Raw genomic sequence first — 22,308 nt, 5'->3', positions numbered from 1 at the left:
CGATTATGGAAAGGCCCGCCGATTCCGGCGGGCTTTTTCGTGCAACCTCAGCAGCACGCGACGCAGACCGCCCGACTGGTCTCGATCTGGAACGTGGAATGACCGATGCGGTGGTGGTGATCGAGGTCCTGCGCGGCTTTGGCGAGGAAGGAGTCGCCCGGATGGCCGCCGGGCATGACGAGGTGGACCGTCAGCGCGGTTTCGGTGGTGCTCATGGGCCAAATGTGGAGATCGTGCAGCGCCTCGACCCCAGGGAGGGCGGCGAGGTAGGCGCGTACGTCGGCTTCCGAAATTCCCTTGGGTACCGCGAGCATGCTCATGGCGACGCTGTCTTTCAGCAGCCCCCAGGTGCTCCAGGCGATCACGAGCACGATGGCCAGGCTGACGACCGGATCGATCCATGCTTCGCCGGTCCAGATAATCGCGAGGCCGGCGATGACCACGCCGAGGCTGACCAGCGCATCGGCTGCCATATGCAGAAATGCGCCGCGTATGTTGATGTCGTGCTGGCCGCGCATGAACAGGGCCGCTGTACCGGCATTGATCACGATGCCGATGCCCGCGACGATCGCCATGGTCTCTCCCTGGACCGTGGCGGGTTGGGCAATTCGATGGAGCGTTTCGAACAGGATCGCACCGATGGCGACCAGCAGCAATCCGGCGTTGAGCAGTGCGGCGAGGATGGTCGAGCTTTTGAAGCCATAGGTGAAACGCTCTGACGGGGGCTTCTTGGCGGCGGCGCTCGCCCCCCAGGCGAGCAGGAGCGCGAGGACGTCGGAAAGGTTGTGTCCGGCATCGGCGATCAACGCCATCGACCCGGAAATCCAGCCGTATATCGCCTCTATCACGACAAAAGCGGTGTTGAGGACGATACCGATCAGGAAGGCATTGCCGAAATCCGCCGGGGCGTGGGCGTGGCCATGCCCGTGATCATGCGTATGGCCGTGACCCGCTCCCATAACCGTGCTCGATCACTCCGATTGCGACATCCGTTTGGGTTCGCTTATCGCAAGGCCCCGTCACGGGGCAAGAAAAACAATTAAAACAGCAAGATACGGAATATCATCGCGAATACACAATATATCATATCGAAACGCGTGGCGCTTGCAACCCATTGTTATCCGGGGCCTTACCGTTGCTATTGGTAGAGGCAGGCGTCCAGCCCGTCGCGCCGCACCTGGCCGATGCGCGCGGCGATTGTGTTGCCGTGCCGTGCCAGCCAACCGCGCGGGTTCTTGACTGAGCGCTGTTTCGGCAGTGGCAGTGCCGCCGCCATCCTTGCCGCCTGCAGCGGGGTGAGCGAAGCGGCGGAAGAACCGAAATAGCGCCGGGCCCCTGCCTCCACGCCATAGGTCCCGATGCCCGTCTCGGCCACGTTCAGATAGACCTCCATGATCCGGCGCTTGCCCCAGATCTGCTCGATCAGAACGGTGAACCAGGCTTCGAAGCCCTTGCGGACATAACCGCCGCCTTGCCACAAAAACACGTTCTTCGCGGTCTGCTGGCTGATGGTCGATCCGCCCTTGATCCGGCCGCCGCGTGCATTGTTCTCGATCGCCTTCTCGATTGCCTCGCGGTCGAAGCCGTCATGCGTGCAGAATTTGCCGTCCTCTGCCGCGATCACGGCGCGCACCATGTTGCGATCGATATTGGAGAGCGAAGTCCAGTCCTTGGTGATGCCGTTACCGTCGAGCAGCATGGTCGCGGTGACCGGAACCGGCAGGAATTTGAACAGCAGTACCAGCGCCAGGCTGAGGCCGAGGAAGCCGACCATCGTCTTGAACAGGAAACGGACCACCCAGCGCATGAAGGCGCGTCTAGCCGGGCCCGGTCGGCTAGGCAATCTGCCAACTTGCGGAGCACGGCTGCGCGTGCTTTTCTCGCGCTCCGGCCAAGGGGCGCCGGGAGGGAGTAATTCATGCGCAAGGCAATTTTCGGTCGGGCAGCTTCGGCCGCGACTTTGGCACTAACGGTGACGCTTTCGGCCACGCCGGCGGCGGCGGATCCCGCTGCGGTCAAGCAGGCCGTGGAAGCCGACTACAACAACCATCTCGAAGACCTTTTCATCCATTTCCACGCGCATCCGGAACTGTCCTTTCTCGAGACCGAAACCGCCAAGCGTATGGCGGCCGAGCTGCGCGCTGCGGGCCTCGATGTGACCGAGGGTGTCGGCGGGACGGGCGTCGTTGGCATGGCGCGCAATGGCGACGGACCGCTGATCCTCCTGCGCGCCGATATGGACGGGCTGCCGCTACGCGAGAAGTCGGGGCTCGACTATGCCTCCACCGTTACCCAGACGGGCCAGGACGGTCAGGACTATCCGGTCATGCACGCCTGCGGGCATGACGTGCACATTACCTCGATGGTCGGAACGGCGCGCCGCCTGATGGCGATGAAGGACAAGTGGGCAGGCACACTGATGTTTATCGTCCAGCCGGCGGAAGAGCGTGTGGGCGGGGCGGAAGCGATGCTCAGGGATGGCCTCTACGACCGGTTCGGAAAGCCCGACTATGCGCTCGCCTTCCACGTTTCCTCGGGGCTCGCCACAGGCAAGATTTCCGCCTCGGAAGCCATTCAATATTCGAGCGCGGATTCGGTCGACATCATGGTTCCCGGCGTCGGCGCGCATGGGGCGAGCCCGCATATGGGGCGCGATCCGGTCTACATCGCTTCGCAGATCGTGGCGGCACTCCAGTCGATCGTCAGCCGCGAAATCGAACCCCTGAAGCCCGCCGTGATTACCGTCGGGGCATTTCATTCGGGCACCAAGCACAACATCATCTCCGACCGCGCCGACCTGCAGCTGACCGTGCGCGCCAACGACGAGGAGACCCGCGCCAAGCTGCTCGCCGCGATCAAGCGGATTGCCGTCAACATGGGCAGGGTGCACGGCCTGCCCGATGACTTGCCGGTCACCGTCACCGTGTCCGAGGGCACGCCGGTGACGAACAACGATCCCGAACTAGCCCGCCGTCTCAATGCGGTGATGAAGCGCGACCTTGGCGAAGACGTGTTCGAGCCGTGGGAGCAGAAGGGCATGGGAGCGGAGGATTTCGCCTATTTCGTTGCCGAGGAATACGGCGTGCCTGGCTACTACTTTGCCGTTGGAGGAACGCCGCAGGCGGCCTTCGATGCCGAAGATGCCGGCGGCCCCCCGGTCCCTTCGCATCATTCCCCGCTGTTCAAGATCGCACCGCGCGAATCGGTGACGCTGGGTACCGAGGCGATGGTTGCCGCGGTGCTGGATCTCGCGCCCGCGCCCTGAGCGATTGCCAACAGAAAGGCCGCCGGGCTCCAAGCGGAGCCGGCGGCCTTTTCCTGTCCGTTGACGGGGCGATCAGGCGACGCCCGGCAGCAGCCTTTCGCCCGCGATGGCCTTCATCGCCTTCTGCAGCTTTTCGAAGGCGCGCACCTCGATCTGGCGGATGCGTTCGCGGCTGACGTTGTAGACCTGGCTCAGTTCTTCGAGCGTCTGCGGGTTTTCCGTCAGTCGGCGTTCGGTGAGAATGTGCTTCTCGCGGTCGTTGAGGCTGTCCATCGCCTCGACCAGCATGTCGTGACGTACTTCGGATTCCTGCGCATCGGCGACCAGTTCGTCTTGCAGCGGGGTATCGTCGGTCAGCCAGTCCTGCCATTCGCCCGAACCTTCCTCGCCATTGCGCATCGGCACGTTGAGCGAGCCGTCGCCGCCCATCAGCATGCGGCGGTTCATATTGACCACTTCCTGCTCGGGCACGCCGAGATCGGTGGCGATCTTCTTCACGTCGTCGGGGTGGAGATCGGTGTCTTCGTAGGCGTCGAGGTTCTTCTTCATCCGGCGCAGGTTGAAGAACAGCTTCTTCTGCGCGGCGGTGGTGCCCATCTTCACGAGCGACCACGAACGAAGGATGTACTCCTGGATGCTCGCCTTGATCCACCACATGGCGTAGGTGGCGAGCCGGAAACCGCGATCGGCTTCGAACTTCTTCACGCCCTGCATCAGGCCGACATTGCCTTCGGAAATGAGATCCGACACCGGAAGACCGTAGCCGCGGTAACCCATGGCGATCTTCGCCACGAGCCGCAGGTGCGAGGTCACTAGCTGCGCCGCAGCTTCGGTGTCCTGATGTTCCTCGTAACGCTTGGCGAGCATGTATTCCTGCTCTTGCGTCAGCACGGGGAATTTCTTGATTTCGGAGAGGTAGCGGTTGAGGCTCTGCTCGCCGCCGAGCGCCGGAACGCTCAAAGTTTTGGTATTGCTCACTTGTACCCTGACCTTTCTAGTGTCGACCTCGTTCGTCGGACCCCTGATGGGCATCCGACCTTCGGGCCACTATGGTTACGTATAGCGGACACGGTCCGGATTGCACACGTCTTTCATCGATTTCAACGAGCGGTTTGATCGATGAGTTCCCGCATGTCGGCGGGCAGTTCGGCGCAGAAATCCAAGGTTTCAGCGCTGATAGGATGCTTGAATCCCAGCCGCGCCGCGTGCAGCGCCTGGCGGCGAAAACCGAGTTCGTCGAGCAGCGACCTGAGGGCCTTGGGAGTGCGTCCATAGACAGGGTCTCCCAATAGCGCATGACCGATTGACGCACAGTGAACGCGGACCTGGTGCGTGCGCCCGGTTTCGAGCCGGCATTCGATCAGCGCGGCATGGTCGAGCCGTCGTAGCGTTTCGAAATGGGTCACCGCAGGTTTCCCGCGACTGGCATCGTCGGGCAGGACGGCCATCTTCTTGCGATCCCTGTCCGATCGCCCGATCCGGCCCGCAATCGTGCCCGAGGGCGGGTTGGGGTGCCCCGCGCAGACAGCGAGATAGCGGCGGATAATCGAATGGTCTGCGAACTGTTTCGCCAGTCCCTCATGCGCGGCATCCGATTTTGCCACCACCAGCAGGCCGTTGGTATCCTTGTCGATCCGGTGGACTATCCCGGGCCGCGCCACGCCGTTGATCCCCGAAAGCTGGCCCTTGCAATGGTGAAGCAAGGCATTGACCAGCGTCCCGTCGCGATTTCCCGCGGCGGGGTGGACGACCATGCCCGCAGGCTTGTTCACGACGATCAGGTGTTCGTCTTCGAACACCACGTCGAGCGGAATGTCTTGCGGTTCGGCGGCCAACGGCTCGGGTGGTGGCAGGGCAATGACGAAATGCATGCCGGCTTCGACCTTGGTCGAACCGCTTTTGGCGGGTGTGCCGGCAATTTCGACAGCGCCGTCCGCGATAAGGCCTTTCACCCGTTCACGCGACAGGCCCGTCGCCTCTGCGAGGGCCTTGTCGAGGCGCGCGCCCGTCGCCAGCGTTCCTGTGATGATTTCGCCCTTGGCCATGCTAGGGCCATGGGCGATGCCGGTCCAAGTCTCAAGCGATGTCATCGTTCGCCTCCTCGTCGAGGCCGCATCCGCACATCCGGAAGAATGTTGCGGTATCTTGCTGGGCGATGGCCAGGCGATCACTTCGGTCGTGCCCGCCGCAAACGTGCACCCGGAGCCCGAACGCCATTTCGAGATCGATCCGCAAGTGCTTGTCGATGCCCATCGGACGGCCCGTCAAGGCGGACCGGGTGTCCTCGGCTATTACCACTCGCACCCGAACGGGCGCACCGAGCCTTCCCCAGACGATCGCAAGAAGGCCGCGCGCGACGGGGCGATCTGGGCGATAATCGCGGCGGGGCGAATCACGCTGTGGCGATCGGGGGATGCGGATTTCGAGGCGCTTCCCTATGAGGCCGCCCCCCGCTAAGACCCTGACCCGTCATTCACCAACCGGAACCCCAATGGACGACCGCCAATCGATCGATCTTGCCGCGATGCTATGTTCGCGCCTGTGCCACGACATGCTCAGCCCGGTAGGGGCGCTTTCCAACGGGCTCGAGCTGCTGGCGATGGAAACCGATCCGGAAATGCGTGCGAATGTCATGCAGCTGCTCGAACAGAGCGCGCAGATCAGCACCAACAAGCTGAAATTTTTCCGCCTCGCTTTCGGCGCTGCGGGCGGATTCGGCGAACGCGTCGATGTCGAGGAACCAAAGGCGCTGGTCGAGGCGCTGGTGGCCGACAAGGCGAAGATCGCGATCAACTGGGCTCTGGCCGATGCCACGCTGGCCAAGCCGGCGGTCAAGGTGCTGCTCAACTTCGCCCAGATCGCGATCGATTCCCTGGTCCGCGGGGGCACGCTCGATATCGGCGCCGAACGTCGCGACGGGGCCTGCGAGATCGTGGTGCGTGCTACCGGCCCGAAAATCGCCTTCGACGAGACCATCGGCAAGGCGCTCGACGGCTCGCTCGACCGGTCCGATCTGAGCAGCCGGACGGCGGCGGCGCATATGATCCACCTCCTCGCCAGCGAGAGCGGCGGCGGGCTCCAATATCACCGGGGCGCAGACGCGCTGGTGCTCGGCGCGGCCTTGCCCGAAGGCGAGGGGCTGATCGGTTGAGCTCTGATTTCGGCAAGCTTGGCGAGGGCCTTCCCGCCAGCAAGGACGAGTTGGTCGACCGCGAGGTGCTGTCGCCCAATTTCGACGAGCGCAGCACCCCCATTTCGATGGTTGTGATCCATTACACCGAGATGGAGGACAAGGGCTTCGCCATCGAACGGCTGTGCGATCCCGAAGCGAAGGTTTCGGCGCATTACCTGATCGGCGAGCAGGGCGAGGTCGTACGCCTGGTTCCCGAAGAAAAGCGCGCCTGGCACGCCGGGCTATCCTATTGGCGCGGCCACAAGGACGTGAATTCGGCGAGTATCGGCATCGAGCTCGACCATCCTGGGCACAAATACGGCTATCGCGAATTCAACGAGGCGCAGTTCGAGGCGCTGGTGCCGCTGGTGGCGCGGATGGTGAAGCGGTACGATATTCCGCGCGCCAACGTGGTCGGCCATTCCGATGTCGCCCCGGCGCGCAAGATCGATCCGGGCGAACTTTTTCCATGGGACCGGCTCGCCGAATACGGCTTGTGCCTGCCGCGTCCGGCAAAGCTCGAGCGGGGTGATCCGTTCGACAACGATGCGGCCTTCTACCTCGGGCTCGAGCGGTTCGGCTACGATATCACCGATGGACACAAGGCCGTGGAAGCCTTCCAGCGGAGATGGCGCCCCGAGAGGATCGACGGCGAAATCGATGGCGAAGTGCGTGCGATCCTGTTCCAGCTTTTGCTCGATCGGGACCGCGGACACACGCGCTAGCCCGGGAGTTGTTCGCCCTGTCCTGCCGGGGTGAAGGGCATATCGCTGCGACCGAGCAGGTATTCATGCATTCTTTCGACTGCGACGCGCGCGTTGATCCCCAGCAGATAGCGCACGTTGCGAAGGTCCTCGTCGAGCGGTGATCCGGAATCCTCGCCTTCGCACATGAGCGCCAGGTCCCACCCGTCGAAGAGGCGCTCTTTCACGGCCACCAGGTCGACGAGCTTCACCTGCGCATGCCGGAAGTCGCAGCAGATCCGTTCGAAGGTTGCCTCCACCGTGTCGCTATCGCCTTCCAGAATCTGGATGAACTGGCCCTCGACGAAGACGAGCAATCCGGTGATCCCGACTTCGCTGTTCCGAGCCGCGGCCTGCCGCGCGATCGCGGCAACCTGTTGTTCGACCGTCAGCGCGGCGGGCTTCAGGCGTGATTCGCTCGTGTAGAGTAACCTTCGGATCGGCATGATACCCTCGCGGAACTAGGCGTTGACGATGTCGGCTTGCCTGCCGGTTTGGGCAAGGAAGGCAGCGGAAGCGATCGGGCGCCCGGTGAGGAAGCCCTGCACCTCGTCGCAGCCCTGCTCGCGAATGAATGCCAGCTGGGACTCGGTTTCGATCCCTTCGGCAGTGATCTTCATGCTGAGGCTCGAGCCGAGCTGCGTGATGGCTCGGACGATCGAGACGCTGCCGCTGTCGTCGGGCAGTTTCTGGATGAAGCTCTTGTCGATCTTGATCCGACTGATCGGGAAACGGTGCAGATAGCTCAGAGAAGAATAGCCTGTTCCGAAATCGTCGAGCGAAATGCGCACTCCCAGCTTGCGTATCTGCGTGAGCGTGCGCAGCGCCGCCTCGTCATTGTTGAGCAGCGCGGTTTCGGTGATTTCGAGCTCGAGCCGTCCGGGGGCGAGACCCGAATCGGCCAGCGCCTGACCGACTGTCTGGGGCAGGAGCGGATCGAGCAACTGAACCGGCGAGACGTTGACGGCCAGATCGATGTCGTCGGGCCATGTCGCGGCATCGCTGCACGCCTGTCGCAGCACGTCGGCACCGATCCGCGAGACGAGGCCCAGCTCTTCGGCGATGGGTATGAATTCGCTCGGGGGAATTTCCCCATGCTCGGCGCAGGTCCAGCGCAGCAGGGCCTCGGCCGAAGTCATCTTGCCGTTCACCGAGGAGAAGACGGGTTGATAGACAAGGGTGAACTCGTCGCGCATGCACGCCCGCCGCAGGGCTGCCTCGAGTGAACGACGACGCTTGATCGTTTCCATCAGCATCGGTTCGAACACGCGATAGGTGTCCCTCCCGTTATTCTTCGCGGAGTACAAGGCTATATCGGCATGCTGGATCAGCAATTCGGGGGTGGTGCCATGCTCCGGCGCGAGCGCCAGGCCGACGCTGCCGCTCAGCTCGACGACATTGCCCTGGATCACTATCGGGCGCGAGAGGATTTCGGTGATACGTTCGGCGATGGCGGTAATCGTGTCCCGGTCCGAAGCGTCGAATGCGATCACTGCGAATTCGTCGCCACCGATGCGCGCTACCATGTCCTCCTCGCGTACGGCGGTTCGCAGCCGACTGGCGATGCGCTGGAGTACCTGGTCGCCCACCGGATGGCCTAGCGTATCGTTGATCGGCTTGAACCGATCGAGATCGACGATCATTAGCGCGAAAGGCGAGTGATCCTGCTCGAGCAGTTGGCATTGGTCGTGCAGCGCCTCGGTGAACTGGTGGCGATTGGCGAGGTTTGTGAGCGCATCGTGCATTGCGATGTGCGCTATCCGCGTCTCGCCGTCTGAATTGGTCCGGCGGTCCAGCAGGTAAGTCGAAATGCCCGTGCCGATAATCAGCAGGCCGACCATTCCGATTGCCGCTGCCATCGCGGCGAATGCTTCGCTGTCGGGCCCCCGTGAATAGCCGTCCATTGCAGACACCGAAAAGCCGGCCATTCCGGCAAAATGCAAACCGACGATAGCAACCACAAGAGAGATGCCCGCCGGCCATGCCCGGTGACGGGCGTCGTCCTCGCGCAGCAACCGGATGGCGAAGATCGAACAGGTGATGGCAATCACGAGCGAGGCGAAGACGTAGCGCCAATCCCAATGGACGATGCCGTCCACGCGATAGGCGAACATGCCGACATAATGCATCGCGCCAAGTGCGAGGCCGATCGTCGCCCCCCCGATCAGAGGTGCAAACCGTGGCATGGGGACCGAAGCAAGCATGAGGCCGAGGCCGATCCCGCCCACAGCGATCAGTGCGGAGACAACAGTGAGGGCACCGTCGAGAGATACGGGCGCGTGTGGCTGGTAGCCGAGCATCGCGATAAAATGCGTCGCCCAGGTGGCGGCCCCGGCCGTAACTGCGGACAGGAAGCACCAATGCACGCGGGCGATGCCGTCTGCGATCAGAGTTCGCCGAAAGAGCGTCGTCGACACCATCGAGCCGGCGATGCACATGAGTGCCGCCAGCACGACAAAGGCGAGGTTGTGGTCTTCCACGATGCAGCCGATGATTCGCATGCAGTCCTCGAGTAACCGCCCACGAACCGCCGCAGGACTGGTTGCGCCTAGGGAATAAAGGTTAATGAAATCACCGTGGTGGGGGAGCGGAAGTCACGGGTGCATTCGAATCCCGAAGCGGTGGGGGCTGCATATGGCCCCGGTAACCGGTGCTTGGCGATCGAAGAGCATGCCGGCCTGCACGCCGGGGAAGCGGGTTACGGTCCGGGCGCGCCCGCTTTCTCGCTCCCGATTGCCTCGACTGCGAGCCCGAAACTCAGCCTGCTTCGATTCTCCCAGGTGTGGAAATTGATCTCCGTCAAAGCGGGAGGCAGGCCATCTGCTAGTCGAGCCAGGCAAAGGAGAATACGGAATGGCACACACCGAGTTCAAGGATTGGCCGGCGATCGGCGCAAACCTTATCCCGGCGATCAAGGAACTGCACAAAGGCGCGCCCGGCGTGATGAAGGCGTTTCGCGAAATGGGCGCCGCGGCGCATCAAGGCGGTGCGCTTGACGCCAAGACCAAGGAACTTCTCGCGGTGGCTATTTCGGTCGCTGTAAGGTGCGACCCGTGCATCACTTACCATGTCGAAGGTGCGCGCAAGCATGGCGCGACGCGCGAGGAAATAGCCGAAACCATGGGTCTGGCAGTCTACATGGGTGCGGGGCCCAGCGCGATGTATGCCGCGCAGGCGCTGGAAGCCTACGACCAATATGCCGACAAGGCAGCCGGATAGCCTGTACGCTTCCCTTTGCGGTTGGCCGCGCCTATATCGGCCACGCCAGGGGGCCGGGCAGCCGCGTGCCGCGAGGTACGAGGAAAGTCCGGGCTCCACGAAACGAGGGTGGCGGGTAACGCCCGCCCGGCGAAGCGCCTTTCGGGGTGCAAGCCGAGGGAAAGTGCCACAGAGAGCATACCGCCGATGGCCCGCACGCGGGTTCAGGCAAGGGTGAAAGGGTGCGGTAAGAGCGCACCGGGGCGGCGGCAACGCGGCCCGCATGGCAAACCCCACCCGGAGCAAGGCCGAATAGGGGCGGCGCGTCCGCGCGAGCGGGCAGGTGCGTTTCGCATCGACCGCCCGGGTTGGCTGCTGGAGCCGCGGAGCGATCCGTGGCCTAGACGAATGGCTGCCCCCGCGCGGCTGGTGTGCAAGCATACCGCGTGCGGGACAGAACCCGGCTTACAGGTCCCCTGGCATATTTTCCACGGTGGTCAGCAGCGACGTCTTGGGAGGCGTTTCCTGCGGTACCACCTGACCTTCGACCTCGAGTCCCTCGAACGGGCGGCACGCTTCCTTCATCTTGTCCGAATGGAGGTGGACCTTCATCATCGGATCGGCATTGCTCCAGTCGGTGCGGGGGTCGTCGCGTACGACGCACAGGGCGCGCCAGGCGATCGGGAGTTCCTCGAGCTGTTCGATCGTCGGTAGTCCCTCGACGAGGACTTCGCGCCCGGCATAGGTTCCCTTGGCAAAGCCGACGAATTTGGTTTCCGTCCCGCGAATGTGGATTCGGTCGGTCCCGGCATCGATGCGGGCAAAGGTATCGAGCCGGATCGAGAAGGCAGCCCAGATCGAGACGCCGATCAGAAGCACCAACGCAATCATCGTGGCGACGACGGTCCACTTCGCGGCGGGGTTTTCGAGGCCTTCGGAATGATCGAGGGGCACGAGAGTACTCCTTGGGAGGCAAGTAAGGACAAAACGCAGAACCGGGCCAAATCGCTCCCGCCGACGGTTTGCGGAAACGCCCGATCGGTGGTGCTCGCTAGGCGAATTCCCTGTGCATCACCATGATATTCCCGTCCACCTCCTGCGCCTGGATGAAGCGGCGATCGTCCGCTTCGAGGACGAGCGATGTCAGCTTGCCGGTCCGAAAGGCTCCGGTGTCGATCCCGATACGGTATTCGGTGCTTTCGACGTCGTCGAAGATCGTGTGGCCGTGGACCACGACATGGCTGAGGGGGTCGCGGTGCTTGAGGAAGCGATCGCGGATCCAGCGCAGATCGGAGCTGCGCTGCTCGTCGAGGCTAAGCCTGGGATTGATCCCGGCGTGGACGAAGACATAATCGCCGGCGACGACGATGTCCTCCATCTCGGCAAGGAACTTGCGGTGCTTCTTGGGCACGAGTTCGTGCAGCTCGTCCTGCAGTTCCTTCATCGTGAGCTCGTTGTAGCGCTTCTTCTTGATCCCGTAGCTGAGCACGGTCTCCTTGCCGCCATGCTTGAGGAAGTGACGCAGCATTTCCTTGTCGGTGAAGCTTTCGAGAAACATTTCCTCGTGATTGCCGGCGATGTAGCGCACCTTGCGCCGCTTGCCCCATTGGCGCGCGGTTTCGATCACGCGGGCACTTTCGGGGCCGCGATCGACCAGGTCGCCAAGCAGAACGACAGAGGATTCGGCCGCTCCGGCCTGCCGGTCGTCTTCCTCGATCGCCAGGATGAGCTCGTCGAAAAGGTCGCATCGGCCGTGGATGTCGCCGATGACGTAATACCTCTCGCCCTCCGGCACCCGGGGGCGCGGCGCGCTCGGCACGTCTTTCCTGAAAAGTCTCGCGAGGTTCAGCATGGAAATCTTGGACAGTCTCGGTTCGTAAACGGGGGATCGCCAGCAGATAGGCGCAAGCCGCGGCAGGGGCAACAAACCCGCACGGGACACCTTGCTGCAGTTGCGAAAAAGGCACAGCTTTTGTTGCGCATGCGAAAACTATGCGCCGCTATCTTGCGCAAACGGGTCAATCCATGCAGGTTTATGACCGTATCCGAACCAGAGGCTTTGCAAAAATCGCCCGGTCGGATTCGCAGGTGGGACGAAGCGACACTCGCACAGGAGTTTGTAATGCTCACGTCCTTTCGCGGCCTCATGGCCGTTTCGCTCGCTGCGGCGGGCCTGTCTCTCGCAACGCCGGCGATGGCCCAGTCCGAAGAAGACAGCGGGTTCAGCACTTCGGCCAATGTAGCGCTGACCACCGATTATCGCTTTCGCGGCGTCTCGCTGTCGGGCGGTGACCCGGCCGTGCAGGGCGGCTTCGATGTTGCCCATGACAGCGGTTTCTACATCGGCACCTGGGCGTCGTCGATCAAGGGTGGTCCGGCCTACGGCGATCTCGAGTTCGACATCTATGCCGGCTGGGGTGGCCAGCTGAGCGATGCGGTCAGCGTCGACGTCGGTGTGCTTTACTACATCTATCCGACCGAGGATCTCGGTCTCGATACCGACTATATCGAACCCTATGCCTCGGTCGGGGTGAACTTCGGTCCCGCCGAGGCGACCTTCGGCGTTGCCTATGCGCCCAAGCAGGATTCGCTCGGCGGAACCGACAACCTCTATCTCTATACCGATGTCGGCTTCGGACTGCCGGGCACGCCGGTGAGCCTGAGCGGCCATCTGGGCTATACCGACGGCGCGCTTGCGCCGCCGCTGCTCGCCGGCACCACCGACGATACCGGCCTCGATTGGTCGATCGGCGCCAGCGTGACCCAAGGAAAATTCGAAGTGGGCGTCGCCTATATCGGGGTCGAGGGGCCGTCGATCGATGGTTTCACCGACGATGCCATCGTGGGTACGATCTCCGCCAGCTTCTGAAAATTCGCTGTCTGGAAATCCGTTGGGGGGTGCCGTGGCGGCGGCGCCCCCCATTTCGTCAATCGAGAGCAAAGTCGACTGTGGTGACCACGCGGACCTTCTTGAAGGGCGTGTCGCCGATCCCCCAGCCACCGGCCTCGCCATCGCGGGCCTCGATCGAAAAATAGCCCTGTGTCGCCTTGCGAATGCTGCCGACATCGGCACCGCTATCCTTTGCGAACTGTTCTGCCGCAGCGCGGGCGTCGCGCGTGGCTTCGGCGACCATCTCGGGCTTGATCGCGTTGAGACCGGTGAACGTGTAGCTGATGCCCGAGCCATCCTCGAGCACCACACCCTTGCGGACAAGTTCGGCCTGTCGCTGGACCGCGCGCTGCGCACGCGCGATGTCCCTGGTGCGCAGGACGCTGCGCTGGCGCACGGTGTAGAAGACCGTGCCATTGTCGGTGTAATTCGACACATTCACGCCAGCCGGGGTCAGTTCGGCTGCGGGAAAGCCCAGGTCCTCGAAGAACTGGCGGACCGCTGCCGCGTCGCGATCGGTGCTCGTCTGGGCAGTGCGCAGATCGGTGGCGGTGGAGGCGAAGGACAGGGTCCATGTCGCGAGGTCGGCGGTTACCTCGCGCTCGGCCAGCCCGCGGACGGTGACGCTGCGTTCGGCGGCCTTCATCCGCACCAGCCCGTCACCCAGCACGAATCCGCCGACGACCAGCCCGATGGCGAGGATCCCCGCACTGGCGAGCCAGCGCCTCAGGGTGGAATCCACCGGCTGCACTCTCCGGTTATCGGTGGTATCGGCTTCCTCACGCATCTTCGCACTCCTCTCTTCCCTGTTCCTCCCGGACTAGGATCTAGGAAATCAGCGATGAACCGTGCTTTAATAGAGATGAATGGAGTTTACCTTGGCCAGATACCTGCACAGCATGATCCGCGTGACCGACCCCGAGGCCACGGTGGCCTTCTTCCGGCTGATCGGTCTCGAGGAAGTGCGCCGGTTCGACAACGACAAGGGGCGCTTCACTCTCATCTTTCTCGCGGCGCCGGGTCAGGAAGGCGTGGCCGAGGTCGAACTGACCTACAACTGGCCGCCTGAAGACGGCAGCGCTCCCGAAACCTATGACGGGGGGCGGAATTTCGGCCATCTGGCCTACCGCGTCGAGAACATCTACGAGACCTGCCAGAAGCTCGTCGACGCGGGGTACACGATCAACCGTCCGCCGCGCGACGGGCACATGGCCTTCGTCCGCACGCCCGACGGTATTTCGATCGAGCTGCTGCAGGACGGTTATCTCGATCCCCGGGAACCCTGGGCGAGCATGGAAAACACCGGCAGCTGGTGAGACCCGCGGGTCAGTCCAGATAGGGTGACCTGGCATCGTCGGGATGCGTCGTCGTCAAGCGCAGGATGACGAAACCGACCACCGCCGAAATCAGCGATCCGAGCAGGATGCCGATCTTGGCCTCGTTGATCAGCAGCTGCTGGTCGGCGAAGGCCAGCCCGCTGATGAACAGCGACATGGTGAAGCCGATCCCGCAGAGGATCGAGACGCCCCAGATCTCGGGCCAGCTCGCCTGGTCGGGGCGAGGCGCGAAACCGAGCTTGTCTGCTGCGAGGATGGCCAGGAAAATGCCTACCTGCTTGCCCAGGAACAGGCCTGCGGCAATCGCCAGCGGCAACGGCGCAAGGACCTGTTCCAGACCGAGGCCGGCAAAGGGCACGCCGGCATTGGCGAAGCCGAAAACCGGGACGACGAGATAGGCGCTCCACGGGGCGAGGCTGTGCTCCATGCGCTCGACCATGGTTTGGTCGTCGGGTCCGACCATGGGAATGCACAACGCCGCGACGACGCCCGCGATGGTGGCATGGATGCCCGAGTTGAGCACGCAGTACCACAGCACCAGCGTCAGCAGGATGAAGGGTAACATCCGCGCCACCTTCATCCGGTTGAGCACCATCATGGCGGCGACGGCTGCGGCCGAGGCGGCAAGCCAGCCGAGCTTGATGTTGGCAGTATAGAACAGCGCGATCACCAGCACCGCGCCGATATCGTCGACGATCGCGACGGTGAGCAGGAACAGCCGCAGCGACGCAGGGACGCGATTGCCGAGCAGGCCGAGAACACCCATTGCAAAGGCGATATCGGTGGCGGCCGGAATAGCCCAGCCGCGAAGCAGTTCGGCATTACCGCCGGCGATGCCGACATAGACCAGCGCCGGCAGGATCATGCCCGCCGCAGCGGCCAGGATCGGCAGGCGCCGGGCCTGGGCGCTGGATAGCTGGCCCTCGATCCATTCGCGTTTCACCTCGAGCCCGACGACGAAGAAGAACACCGCCATCAGCCCGTCGTTGATCCACAGATGCAGGTCGTCGAGCTTGGCGATCGGCGTCCACGAAAGATGGCCGTAGAACAGCGCCTCATATTCGCCTGCGAGTGGCGAATTGGCTGCGATCATCGCGGCGGCCGCGACCAGGATGAGCAGGATGCCGGCCGAAGCGTCGCTGACGAACAGTGCGCGGACGGGGGCGAAAACGAGGCGGAATGCGGAGGGACGTTCGGTCATCTTGAGCCGCTCTTTTTCGCAAAGCCGCCCGCGTTGCAAGTCTTGAGGTATCGGAGTAGTCAGAAAGACGGGGGGTGTCGCGTGTTTTTCTGGGGCTTCACGCTGGCGGAATGGTTCGTGCTTGTGCAGCACGAGCTGTTGCTGTTCGCCGCTGCCTTCTTCGCCCTAGGCATGATCGACGAATTTGCGCTGGACTGCCTCTATGTCTGGTTTCGCCTGACCGGGCGTATCCGCACGCAGCACATCGACGAGATATCCATCGCAATGCCCGCGGGGCTCGCCGGCCGCGCCGCAGTGTTCGTCCCCGCATGGCAGGAGTCCGCCGTGATCGGAGCGACATTGACCCATATGCTCGATGTATGGCCACACGAGGATCTCGCCGTCTATGTCGGCTGCTACCGCAACGACCCGGCGACGGTGGCCTCGGTGGTCGCGGCGGTCCGGGGCGATCCGCGCGTCCGCCTGGTGGTTCATGACCGGGAAGGGCCGACTTCCAAGGCGGACTGCCTCAACCGGCTCTATCTGGCGATGGTGGAGGACGAGCGCCGGGCGGGATGCGATTTCCGCATGATCGTGCAGCACGATGCCGAGGACATGGTCGATCCCGCGGCTCTCGACCTGCTCGATGCAGCCCTGTGGCACGCGCATTTCGTGCAATTGCCCGTCATTGCCCTGCCGCAGCGGCATTCCCAGTGGGTCGGAACGCACTATTGCGATGAGTTTGCGGAGTCGCACGGCAAGACGCTTGTCGTCCGGGATGCTCTCGGTGCCGCCATTCCCGGAGCCGGGGTCGGTTGCGCAATCGCTCGCGGTTCGCTGGCGCTGCTTGCCGATCGTGAGGGCGGCAAGCCTTTCGCCGAGCAATCTCTGACCGAGGATTACGAACTCGGCCTGAAGATCGCCCAGGCCGGTGGGAAGGGGCGGTTCCTGCGCGTCCGCGGCGCCGATGGGCGACTGATCGCCACGCGCGAGTTCTTCCCGTCGCGGCTCGACACGGCGGTACGACAGAAGACGCGCTGGATGCATGGCATCGCGCTGCAAGGCTGGGACCGCCTCGGCTGGACGAGCCAGCCGGGCGAATTATGGATGCGACTGCGCGACCGGCGCGGGCCACTGGCATCGATTCTGCTCGTGGTCGCCTATCTGCTCGTCTGCATGATCGCCGCCGGAGTACTGCTCGAGCGGATGGGCATCGTGAGGCCGCCGCCCGCCTCGCCTCTGCTGACTGGTTTGCTGTGGGTGAATTTCGTCGGCCTGATCCTGCGCTTCGGCGCGCGCGCCGCCTTCACCACACGCGAGTTCGGATGGCGACAGGGCTTGCTCGCGATTCCGCGGACCTTCGTCTCGAACGTGATCGCCATCATGGCGGCACGCCGCGCATTACTTGCGTATTTTCGTACGCTTCGCGGTGCGCCCGTGGTCTGGGACAAGACCGAGCATCGTGACCATCCCGTGTTTCTCCGTGCGATGGGGAGCAATACATGACCGCTGGCCTCGACCGCCGCGAGGGACAGCCGGTCCTGTTTCTCGGTTTGTTACTTGGGGGGTGGTGCCTCTTGCGGGTTCTCACCTGGCAGAATCCCTGGCCCGATTTCGAGCTGCCACCGATGCTGCCGTTGGCGCATACCGCTTTCCCGGTTCCGGATACTGGCGCGATGGGGGACCGTCGCCTCAGCGAAGGCGAGGCTGGCAAGTTGAATCGATCCCTGCCCGACCGGACCGCGCAAATCGTCGCTTCGACTGCCGTCTTGCCACCAGAACCAACCGCGCCGCTTCCCGATATCGCCGCACATTTCGATACCAGTCGTCGCGGGGTGGGGCACAATCTCCTTTTCGCCGCCGGCATGGCAAACCTGCCGATGCCGCGCAGCGTTTCGGCTGCGCTCGATACGCATCCCGGCAGCGCGCGTTCCATTGCCAAAGCGCCTCCTGCACCCCTGGCTTCGCCGTGGCGTCTCGACGCATGGCTCTTGTGGCGTGATGGTCGGGCGCAGCTGGCCGGTGGCGGCGACCGCCCCGCAAGCTATGGTGCGAGCCAGCTGGGCGCGATCCTTGCCTACCGCCTTGCGCCCGGCGGCGCGCCACGCCAGCCGGCAGCCTATGCGCGCATCGCTCGCGCGCTGGTCGACGACGGGGACAGCGAGGCAGCCCTGGGCTTGCGTGCACGCCTATTGTCCGGGGTTGCGCTCAGCCTCCATGCCGAGCTGCGCGTGACCGAGAGGCCCGGCCGCGGCCCGGAAATCCGCCCCGCAGCCTTCCTCGCCGGAGGTTTCGATGCACTCCGCCTACCAGCACGGATGACCGCGCGCGGCTATGGCCAGGCGGGCTATGTCGGCGGAGATTTCGCGACCGCCTTTGCCGATGGCGCATTGGTCGCCGAACGCGAAGTCGCCCGGTTCGACCTCGCAACCGTTTCGCTCGGGGCCGGCGCCTGGGGCGGCGTACAGCGCGGCGCGGGACGTTTCGATGTGGGCCCCAGCGTGACGGTGAAACTGGAACTCGGCGGCGCTCCGGCACGGATCGAAGCCGACTATCGCTGGCGCGTTGCAGGCGGGGCACAGCCGGGAAATGGCGGCGTGGTGACGCTTTCGACCGGCTTCTGACATTGTTCAGCTTTTATCCGCCGCGGGGCTGCGATAGGGCGCAGCCATGGACGTCTATCTCCCCATCGCGAACCTGTCCGTAAACGGACTGTGGATCGTCGCGCTGGGGGCGGTGACAGGTGTGCTCTCGGGTCTGTTCGGCGTCGGCGGCGGTTTCCTGACCACGCCGTTGCTGATCTTTTCCGGCATCCCGCCCACCGTCGCCGCGGCATCCGCCTCGACCCAGGTCACAGGCGCGAGCGTGACCGGCGTGCTGGCCCATGGCGGGCGCGGCGGGGTCGACTATCGCATGGGCGCGGTCATGGTCGGTGGCGGGATCATCGGCTCGGGCTTCGGCGCGCTGTTGTTCCGCTTTTTCCGCTCGATCGGCCAGATCGACGTTGTCATCAGCGCACTCTACGTGATCCTGCTAGGCAGCATCGGCCTGCTGATGGCGCGGGAATCGGTGCAGACTCTGCGCGGGACCGCCAGTACGCAGGCACCGCGCCGTCGACACCATCCACTGGTCGCCAGCCTGCCGCTGCGCTGGCGCTTCTATCGCTCGGGCCTCTACATCTCTCCGCTCGCACCGCTGATCGTCGGCATGGTGGTGGGCATGCTCACCATGCTGATGGGGGTGGGCGGCGGATTCATCCTCGTGCCCGCCATGCTCTACATCCTCGGGATGAACGCGAATGTCGTCGTCGGCACGTCGCTCTACAACATCCTGTTCGTCACCATGGCGACGACGATGATGCATTCGCTGACCACCAAGGCGGTGGATATCGTACTGGTCTTCCTGTTACTGCTCGGCTCGGTCACGGGGGCGCAGATCGGCTCTCAGATCGCGGTCAAGGCCAAGCCCGAACTGCTGCGCCTGATCCTCGCGGCGATCGTTCTGGTGATCGCTTTTCGCATGTTCCTCGGCCTGTTTTACCGGCCCGAGGAAATCTACACGGTCTATCCGCTGTGAGGGCGCTGCTGCTCCTCCTCTTCGCCACCGTGCTGATGGGCCAGCGCGACCCGATCCTCGTGCCCGAGGTGAGCCAGCACGAAGTGCAGGTGCGCCAGGGATTTACCGGGACCGAACTGCTGTTGTTCGGCGCGGTGCTCGACCCGCTGGGCCGCGCCGCGGGCAGCGATTACGATATCGTGGTCGTTCTCAAGGGCCCCTCCGAACCCGTCCGTCTGCGCGAGAAAGAGCGGTTTGCGGGTGTGTGGATAAATGCCGCGAGCAGCGATTTCCGCTCGGTCCCGTCCTATTTCGCAGTCGCTTCCTCGCGGCCCATCTCGGAGATCGTCGACGAGAAGACGGCGGCGATCTACGAGTTCGGCACCGACTACATCCAGCTTTCGCCCAGCGGCGTGATCGATCCCGACGAACAGGCCCGTTTCAAGGCCGGGCTGGTCGATTTGAAGACCCGCCAGCAGCTCTACAAGCAGGATTTCGGCGGCGTGCAGATCAGCCAGCAGGTACTCTACCAATCGCGCATATCGCTTCCGTCGAATGTCGCCACGGGCACCTACACCGCCGAAACCTTTGCCGTGCGTGACGGACGGGTGATCGCCTCCGCGCTGGCCGAGGTCGAGGTGAAAAAGGTCGGTTTCGAGCGGATCGTCGCCGATTATTCGCAGAAATGGGCACTGGTTTACGGCCTCCTGGCGGTGGCGTTGTCGGTTGGCATGGGCTGGGCTGCCGGGCGCCTTTTCGCGCTCATCTGAGCCCTTCCCCAGTGCGCTGTTGACCACATCTTAAGCAGTTTGCGGCAGGCAGGACCCGTGCGCATGAGGCGCGTGCAATGTGGGAAACAGCCAGAGCATGACCGATTTGGGCCACCCCAATTTCCGCAGTTTCGATCCTTCGAAGGAGGCCGGCGCCGAGCCGCCCCAGCCGCGGAGTGTTTCGCTGCGCGATCGCGTGCGGCGAAGCGCGGAGAGCGCCGCCCCTGCGATCTCGCCCTCGGGTTATGTCCACCAGCCGCCGCAGCCGCCGATTGCCGATGCCACGCCGTCCCCGGCGCCGCAGCACAGCCGGGCCCCCGCACCCCGCGATGAGACCGCGCCGCCTGCTGCCGACCTGCCGGTCGAAGGCCCACACGCCGACGGCCAGCCCGGGATGAGCGAAACTGCGGCCGAAGCCCCGACGCCGGATCGACCCGTCGAAGAGGGCAGCGACTGCGCGACGCAGCCGATCGGCGTGGTGCTCGAGATCGCCGGATCGAGTTCGCAGATCGCGATCGACGTCCAGCGGCTCAACGAGTGTGCCGAGGATGCCGATCCCTCGATCGCCATGGCCGGCCAGGTCGGCTCGCAGATCAAGATACGCGTCGGCAACAGCTGGCTGCTCGCCAGCGTCCGCAACCAGCGCCAGGATCGCCAGGCCGGCTCGATCCTCGCCCATATCGACTTTCTCGGCGAGGGGATGGAGGAAAAGCTGACCGGGAGGCTGCATGCCTTCCGCCGCGGCGTGACCCGCTATCCGGTGCCCGGGGCGATGGTCTATCCCGCGTCGACACATGACCTCCAGCAGGTCTACGCCAGTGATGGCCGCAGCGCGGTCACCATCGGCAAGGTCTATCCCACCAAGGACATCCGCGCAGGGATCTACGTCGATGCCATGCTGGGCAAGCATTTCGCGCTGCTGGGTTCGACCGGTACGGGTAAGTCGACCAGTGCCGCGCTGATCCTGCACCGCATTTGCGAGGCCGCGCCCGAAGGGCACATCGTCATGATCGACCCGCACGGCGAATATGCCTCGGCATTCCGCAACACCGGCGTGATCCTCGACGTGTCGAACCTGCATATGCCGTACTGGATCATGAACTTCGAGGAGCATTGCGAAGTGCTGCTCACCAGCAGCGGCAACGATCGGCAGGTCGATGCCGACATTCTCGCCAAATGCCTGCTCAAGGCGCGCCAGAAGAGCCGGCTGGCCGAGAGCATGGGCAAGATCACCGTCGATTCGCCGATCCCCTACCTGCTGTCCGATCTGTCGAACGAACTGCAGGATGCCATGGGCAAACTCGACAAGTCGACCAATTCGGCGCCCTATATGCGGATCAAGACCAAGCTCGACGAGGTCAAGGGCGATCCGCGCTACCAGTTCCTGTTCTCGGGCATGCTGGTGGCCGACACGATGAGCGATTTCATCTCGAAGATCTTCCGCATGCCTTCCAACGGCAAGCCGATCTCGATCATCGACGTCTCGGGCGTGCCGTCGGACATCACCGCCACCGTGGTCGCGGTGCTCAGCCGGCTGGTGTTCGACTTCGCCATCTGGGGCCGCGAGGAGCGCACTTCGCCGATCCTGCTGGTCTGCGAAGAAGCGCATCGCTACGTCCCCAACGAGAAGAACGCCGACGGCAACTCGGTCGGCACCATCCTCAGCCGCATCGCCAAGGAGGGCCGCAAGTACGGCATCAGCCTCGGCCTCATCACGCAGCGCCCCTCGGACCTCGCCGAAGGCGTTCTGTCGCAGTGCGGCACGATCATCGCCATGCGCCTCAACAACGACCGCGACCAGGAATTCGTCCGCGCGGCGATGCCCGAAGGCGCGCGCGGCTTCCTCGATGCGATCCCCGCGCTGCGCAACCGCGAGTGCATCATCTGTGGCGAGGGTGTCGCCATCCCCATCCGCGTCAGCTTCGACAATCTCGAGGAAGCCAAGCGTCCGGCCTCCGAAGACCCGAGCTTCATCGACCTGTGGAGCCGCTCGGGCGGCGAGGAGGACATCGTCCAGCGCACCGTGAAGCGTTGGCGCTCGCAGGGGTAAGAGTCCTTGTATTGTGCACCGACCTCCGTCGGTGCATCCTTGCTAGACGTGCAGCAAGCTGCTCCCGCTGCGGGCGGGCGGTCGCCCTTGCCGGCCCTCCGCTGGGCCGGTTTCATCGCCAACCTTTCAGCCGCAAGAGTACCGAGCC

Annotated in this window: 21 protein-coding genes and 1 other RNA gene; 13 read left to right on the top strand and 9 right to left on the bottom strand. The window is 63.9% G+C overall.

The window, feature by feature from the left end:
- Window positions 1-47: 47 nt before the first annotated feature.
- Together ACEQZ0_RS07075 and mtgA are read right to left on the bottom strand one after the other, a co-directional pair.
- On the bottom strand, window positions 48-959 hold the full coding sequence (locus tag ACEQZ0_RS07075) for a cation diffusion facilitator family transporter (protein ID WP_370189746.1): 912 nt from the start codon (window positions 957-959) through the stop codon (window positions 48-50).
- A 179-nt stretch (window positions 960-1,138) separates the two neighbouring features.
- Entirely contained in the window at window positions 1,139-1,807 is a 669-nt protein-coding gene (gene mtgA, locus ACEQZ0_RS07070; protein WP_370189744.1) for a monofunctional biosynthetic peptidoglycan transglycosylase, read from the bottom strand.
- 111 nt (window positions 1,808-1,918) lie between these two features.
- On the opposite strand from mtgA, the gene ACEQZ0_RS07065 reads away from it, so the two are divergent.
- Window positions 1,919-3,265 carry an amidohydrolase gene (locus tag ACEQZ0_RS07065; protein ID WP_370189742.1) on the top strand — a complete coding sequence of 449 codons (1,347 nt, stop codon included), beginning with the start codon at window positions 1,919-1,921 and terminating at the stop codon, window positions 3,263-3,265.
- 72 nt (window positions 3,266-3,337) lie between these two features.
- Here the strand turns inward: ACEQZ0_RS07065 and rpoH are convergent, their stop codons facing one another.
- Window positions 3,338-4,243 (bottom strand): RNA polymerase sigma factor RpoH, encoded by a 906-nt coding sequence (gene rpoH / locus ACEQZ0_RS07060; RefSeq protein ID WP_370189740.1) that lies wholly within the window; start codon window positions 4,241-4,243, stop codon window positions 3,338-3,340.
- A gap of 122 nt (window positions 4,244-4,365) precedes the next feature.
- Window positions 4,366-5,310, bottom strand: a complete 945-nt coding sequence (locus ACEQZ0_RS07055) for an RluA family pseudouridine synthase (protein ID WP_370189738.1) — start codon at window positions 5,308-5,310, stop codon at window positions 4,366-4,368.
- Window positions 5,311-5,326: 16 nt separating this feature from the next.
- Here ACEQZ0_RS07055 and ACEQZ0_RS07050 point away from each other — a divergent pair, with 16 nt between their 5' ends.
- Genes ACEQZ0_RS07050 through ACEQZ0_RS07040 form a run of 3 tightly spaced genes read left to right on the top strand, consistent with a single transcriptional unit; the run spans window position 5,327 to window position 7,162 of the window.
- Complete coding sequence (locus ACEQZ0_RS07050; RefSeq protein ID WP_370189737.1) at window positions 5,327-5,722, top strand: M67 family metallopeptidase; 396 nt, start codon at window positions 5,327-5,329, stop codon at window positions 5,720-5,722.
- Between the two features lie 34 nt (window positions 5,723-5,756).
- Window positions 5,757-6,416, top strand: coding sequence for a histidine phosphotransferase family protein (locus ACEQZ0_RS07045; RefSeq protein WP_370189735.1), 660 nt, complete (start codon window positions 5,757-5,759; stop codon window positions 6,414-6,416).
- Complete coding sequence (locus ACEQZ0_RS07040; RefSeq protein ID WP_370189733.1) at window positions 6,413-7,162, top strand: N-acetylmuramoyl-L-alanine amidase; 750 nt, start codon at window positions 6,413-6,415, stop codon at window positions 7,160-7,162. The genes ACEQZ0_RS07045 and ACEQZ0_RS07040 overlap by 4 nt, the downstream gene beginning before the upstream one ends.
- Here the strand turns inward: ACEQZ0_RS07040 and ACEQZ0_RS07035 are convergent.
- Window positions 7,159-7,626, bottom strand: coding sequence for a BLUF domain-containing protein (locus ACEQZ0_RS07035; RefSeq protein ID WP_370189731.1), 468 nt, complete (start codon window positions 7,624-7,626; stop codon window positions 7,159-7,161). The two genes, ACEQZ0_RS07040 and ACEQZ0_RS07035, sit on opposite strands and share 4 nt — an antisense overlap.
- Before the next feature lie 15 nt (window positions 7,627-7,641).
- Window positions 7,642-9,681, bottom strand: a complete 2,040-nt coding sequence (locus ACEQZ0_RS07030) for a putative bifunctional diguanylate cyclase/phosphodiesterase (protein WP_370189729.1) — start codon at window positions 9,679-9,681, stop codon at window positions 7,642-7,644.
- A gap of 352 nt (window positions 9,682-10,033) precedes the next feature.
- Between ACEQZ0_RS07030 and ACEQZ0_RS07025 the strand changes: the two genes are divergently transcribed.
- Entirely contained in the window at window positions 10,034-10,399 is a 366-nt protein-coding gene (locus ACEQZ0_RS07025; protein ID WP_370189727.1) for a carboxymuconolactone decarboxylase family protein, read from the top strand.
- 45 nt (window positions 10,400-10,444) lie between these two features.
- An RNA gene (gene rnpB, locus ACEQZ0_RS07020) (RNase P RNA component class A) lies at window positions 10,445-10,862 on the top strand.
- Between the two features lie 567 nt (window positions 10,863-11,429).
- Here the strand turns inward: rnpB and ACEQZ0_RS07015 are convergent.
- Entirely contained in the window at window positions 11,430-12,197 is a 768-nt protein-coding gene (locus ACEQZ0_RS07015) for a metallophosphoesterase (protein ID WP_370189725.1), read from the bottom strand.
- A 303-nt stretch (window positions 12,198-12,500) separates the two neighbouring features.
- Here ACEQZ0_RS07015 and ACEQZ0_RS07010 point away from each other — a divergent pair, with 303 nt between their 5' ends.
- The gene (locus ACEQZ0_RS07010; RefSeq protein WP_370189723.1) at window positions 12,501-13,247 is read left to right on the top strand and encodes a TorF family putative porin; all 747 of its coding nucleotides are present in this window, start codon (window positions 12,501-12,503) and stop codon (window positions 13,245-13,247) included.
- A gap of 58 nt (window positions 13,248-13,305) precedes the next feature.
- Here ACEQZ0_RS07010 and ACEQZ0_RS07005 read toward each other — a convergent pair whose 3' ends face one another.
- Entirely contained in the window at window positions 13,306-14,055 is a 750-nt protein-coding gene (locus ACEQZ0_RS07005) for an SIMPL domain-containing protein (RefSeq protein ID WP_370189721.1), read from the bottom strand.
- 91 nt (window positions 14,056-14,146) lie between these two features.
- Between ACEQZ0_RS07005 and ACEQZ0_RS07000 the strand changes: the two genes are divergently transcribed.
- A complete protein-coding gene (locus tag ACEQZ0_RS07000; RefSeq protein WP_370189719.1) occupies window positions 14,147-14,584 on the top strand; it encodes a VOC family protein in 438 nt (145 codons plus the stop codon).
- Between the two features lie 10 nt (window positions 14,585-14,594).
- Here the strand turns inward: ACEQZ0_RS07000 and nhaA are convergent, their stop codons facing one another.
- A complete protein-coding gene (gene nhaA, locus ACEQZ0_RS06995; protein ID WP_370189717.1) occupies window positions 14,595-15,806 on the bottom strand; it encodes a Na+/H+ antiporter NhaA in 1,212 nt (403 codons plus the stop codon).
- An 81-nt stretch (window positions 15,807-15,887) separates the two neighbouring features.
- On the opposite strand from nhaA, the gene ACEQZ0_RS06990 reads away from it, so the two are divergent.
- From ACEQZ0_RS06990 to ACEQZ0_RS06970, 5 genes are all read left to right on the top strand, one after another.
- The gene (locus ACEQZ0_RS06990; RefSeq protein WP_370189715.1) at window positions 15,888-17,291 is read left to right on the top strand and encodes a glycosyl transferase family protein; all 1,404 of its coding nucleotides are present in this window, start codon (window positions 15,888-15,890) and stop codon (window positions 17,289-17,291) included.
- Window positions 17,288-18,409, top strand: coding sequence for a hypothetical protein (locus ACEQZ0_RS06985; RefSeq protein WP_370189714.1), 1,122 nt, complete (start codon window positions 17,288-17,290; stop codon window positions 18,407-18,409). The genes ACEQZ0_RS06990 and ACEQZ0_RS06985 overlap by 4 nt, the downstream gene beginning before the upstream one ends.
- A 46-nt stretch (window positions 18,410-18,455) precedes the next feature.
- Window positions 18,456-19,361 (top strand): sulfite exporter TauE/SafE family protein, encoded by a 906-nt coding sequence (locus tag ACEQZ0_RS06980; RefSeq protein WP_370189712.1) that lies wholly within the window; start codon window positions 18,456-18,458, stop codon window positions 19,359-19,361.
- Window positions 19,358-20,110 carry a TIGR02186 family protein gene (locus ACEQZ0_RS06975; RefSeq protein ID WP_370189710.1) on the top strand — a complete coding sequence of 251 codons (753 nt, stop codon included), beginning with the start codon at window positions 19,358-19,360 and terminating at the stop codon, window positions 20,108-20,110. The genes ACEQZ0_RS06980 and ACEQZ0_RS06975 overlap by 4 nt, the downstream gene beginning before the upstream one ends.
- A gap of 394 nt (window positions 20,111-20,504) precedes the next feature.
- On the top strand, window positions 20,505-22,160 hold the full coding sequence (locus ACEQZ0_RS06970; RefSeq protein WP_370189953.1) for an ATP-binding protein: 1,656 nt from the start codon (window positions 20,505-20,507) through the stop codon (window positions 22,158-22,160).
- The last annotated feature ends 148 nt before the right edge of the window (window positions 22,161-22,308 follow it).

It is taken from the genome of Qipengyuania sp. (assembly GCF_964227205.1).
In the GTDB taxonomy this organism is placed as follows: domain Bacteria; phylum Pseudomonadota; class Alphaproteobacteria; order Sphingomonadales; family Sphingomonadaceae; genus Qipengyuania.
The sequence above is the reverse complement of the archived record's forward strand: the minus strand, read 5'-3'. Positions and strand labels throughout refer to the sequence as shown.

What these genes read in the sequence shown, in the direction of transcription:
- ACEQZ0_RS07075 (WP_370189746.1), bottom strand. Translation starts at nt 959, where the DNA reads ATGGGAGCGGGTCACGGCCATACGCATGATCACGGGCATGGCCACGCC.
- mtgA (WP_370189744.1), bottom strand. Translation starts at nt 1,807, where the DNA reads ATGCGCTGGGTGGTCCGTTTCCTGTTCAAGACGATGGTCGGCTTCCTC.
- ACEQZ0_RS07065 (WP_370189742.1), top strand. Translation starts at nt 1,919, where the DNA reads ATGCGCAAGGCAATTTTCGGTCGGGCAGCTTCGGCCGCGACTTTGGCA.
- ACEQZ0_RS07055 (WP_370189738.1), bottom strand. Translation starts at nt 5,310, where the DNA reads ATGGCCAAGGGCGAAATCATCACAGGAACGCTGGCGACGGGCGCGCGC.
- ACEQZ0_RS07050 (WP_370189737.1), top strand. Translation starts at nt 5,327, where the DNA reads ATGCCGGTCCAAGTCTCAAGCGATGTCATCGTTCGCCTCCTCGTCGAG.
- ACEQZ0_RS07045 (WP_370189735.1), top strand. Translation starts at nt 5,757, where the DNA reads ATGGACGACCGCCAATCGATCGATCTTGCCGCGATGCTATGTTCGCGC.
- ACEQZ0_RS07035 (WP_370189731.1), bottom strand. Translation starts at nt 7,626, where the DNA reads ATGCCGATCCGAAGGTTACTCTACACGAGCGAATCACGCCTGAAGCCC.
- ACEQZ0_RS07030 (WP_370189729.1), bottom strand. Translation starts at nt 9,681, where the DNA reads ATGCGAATCATCGGCTGCATCGTGGAAGACCACAACCTCGCCTTTGTC.
- ACEQZ0_RS07025 (WP_370189727.1), top strand. Translation starts at nt 10,034, where the DNA reads ATGGCACACACCGAGTTCAAGGATTGGCCGGCGATCGGCGCAAACCTT.
- ACEQZ0_RS07010 (WP_370189723.1), top strand. Translation starts at nt 12,501, where the DNA reads ATGCTCACGTCCTTTCGCGGCCTCATGGCCGTTTCGCTCGCTGCGGCG.
- ACEQZ0_RS07005 (WP_370189721.1), bottom strand. Translation starts at nt 14,055, where the DNA reads ATGCGTGAGGAAGCCGATACCACCGATAACCGGAGAGTGCAGCCGGTG.
- nhaA (WP_370189717.1), bottom strand. Translation starts at nt 15,806, where the DNA reads ATGACCGAACGTCCCTCCGCATTCCGCCTCGTTTTCGCCCCCGTCCGC.
- ACEQZ0_RS06985 (WP_370189714.1), top strand. Translation starts at nt 17,288, where the DNA reads ATGACCGCTGGCCTCGACCGCCGCGAGGGACAGCCGGTCCTGTTTCTC.
- ACEQZ0_RS06980 (WP_370189712.1), top strand. Translation starts at nt 18,456, where the DNA reads ATGGACGTCTATCTCCCCATCGCGAACCTGTCCGTAAACGGACTGTGG.
- ACEQZ0_RS06970 (WP_370189953.1), top strand. Translation starts at nt 20,505, where the DNA reads ATGAGCGAAACTGCGGCCGAAGCCCCGACGCCGGATCGACCCGTCGAA.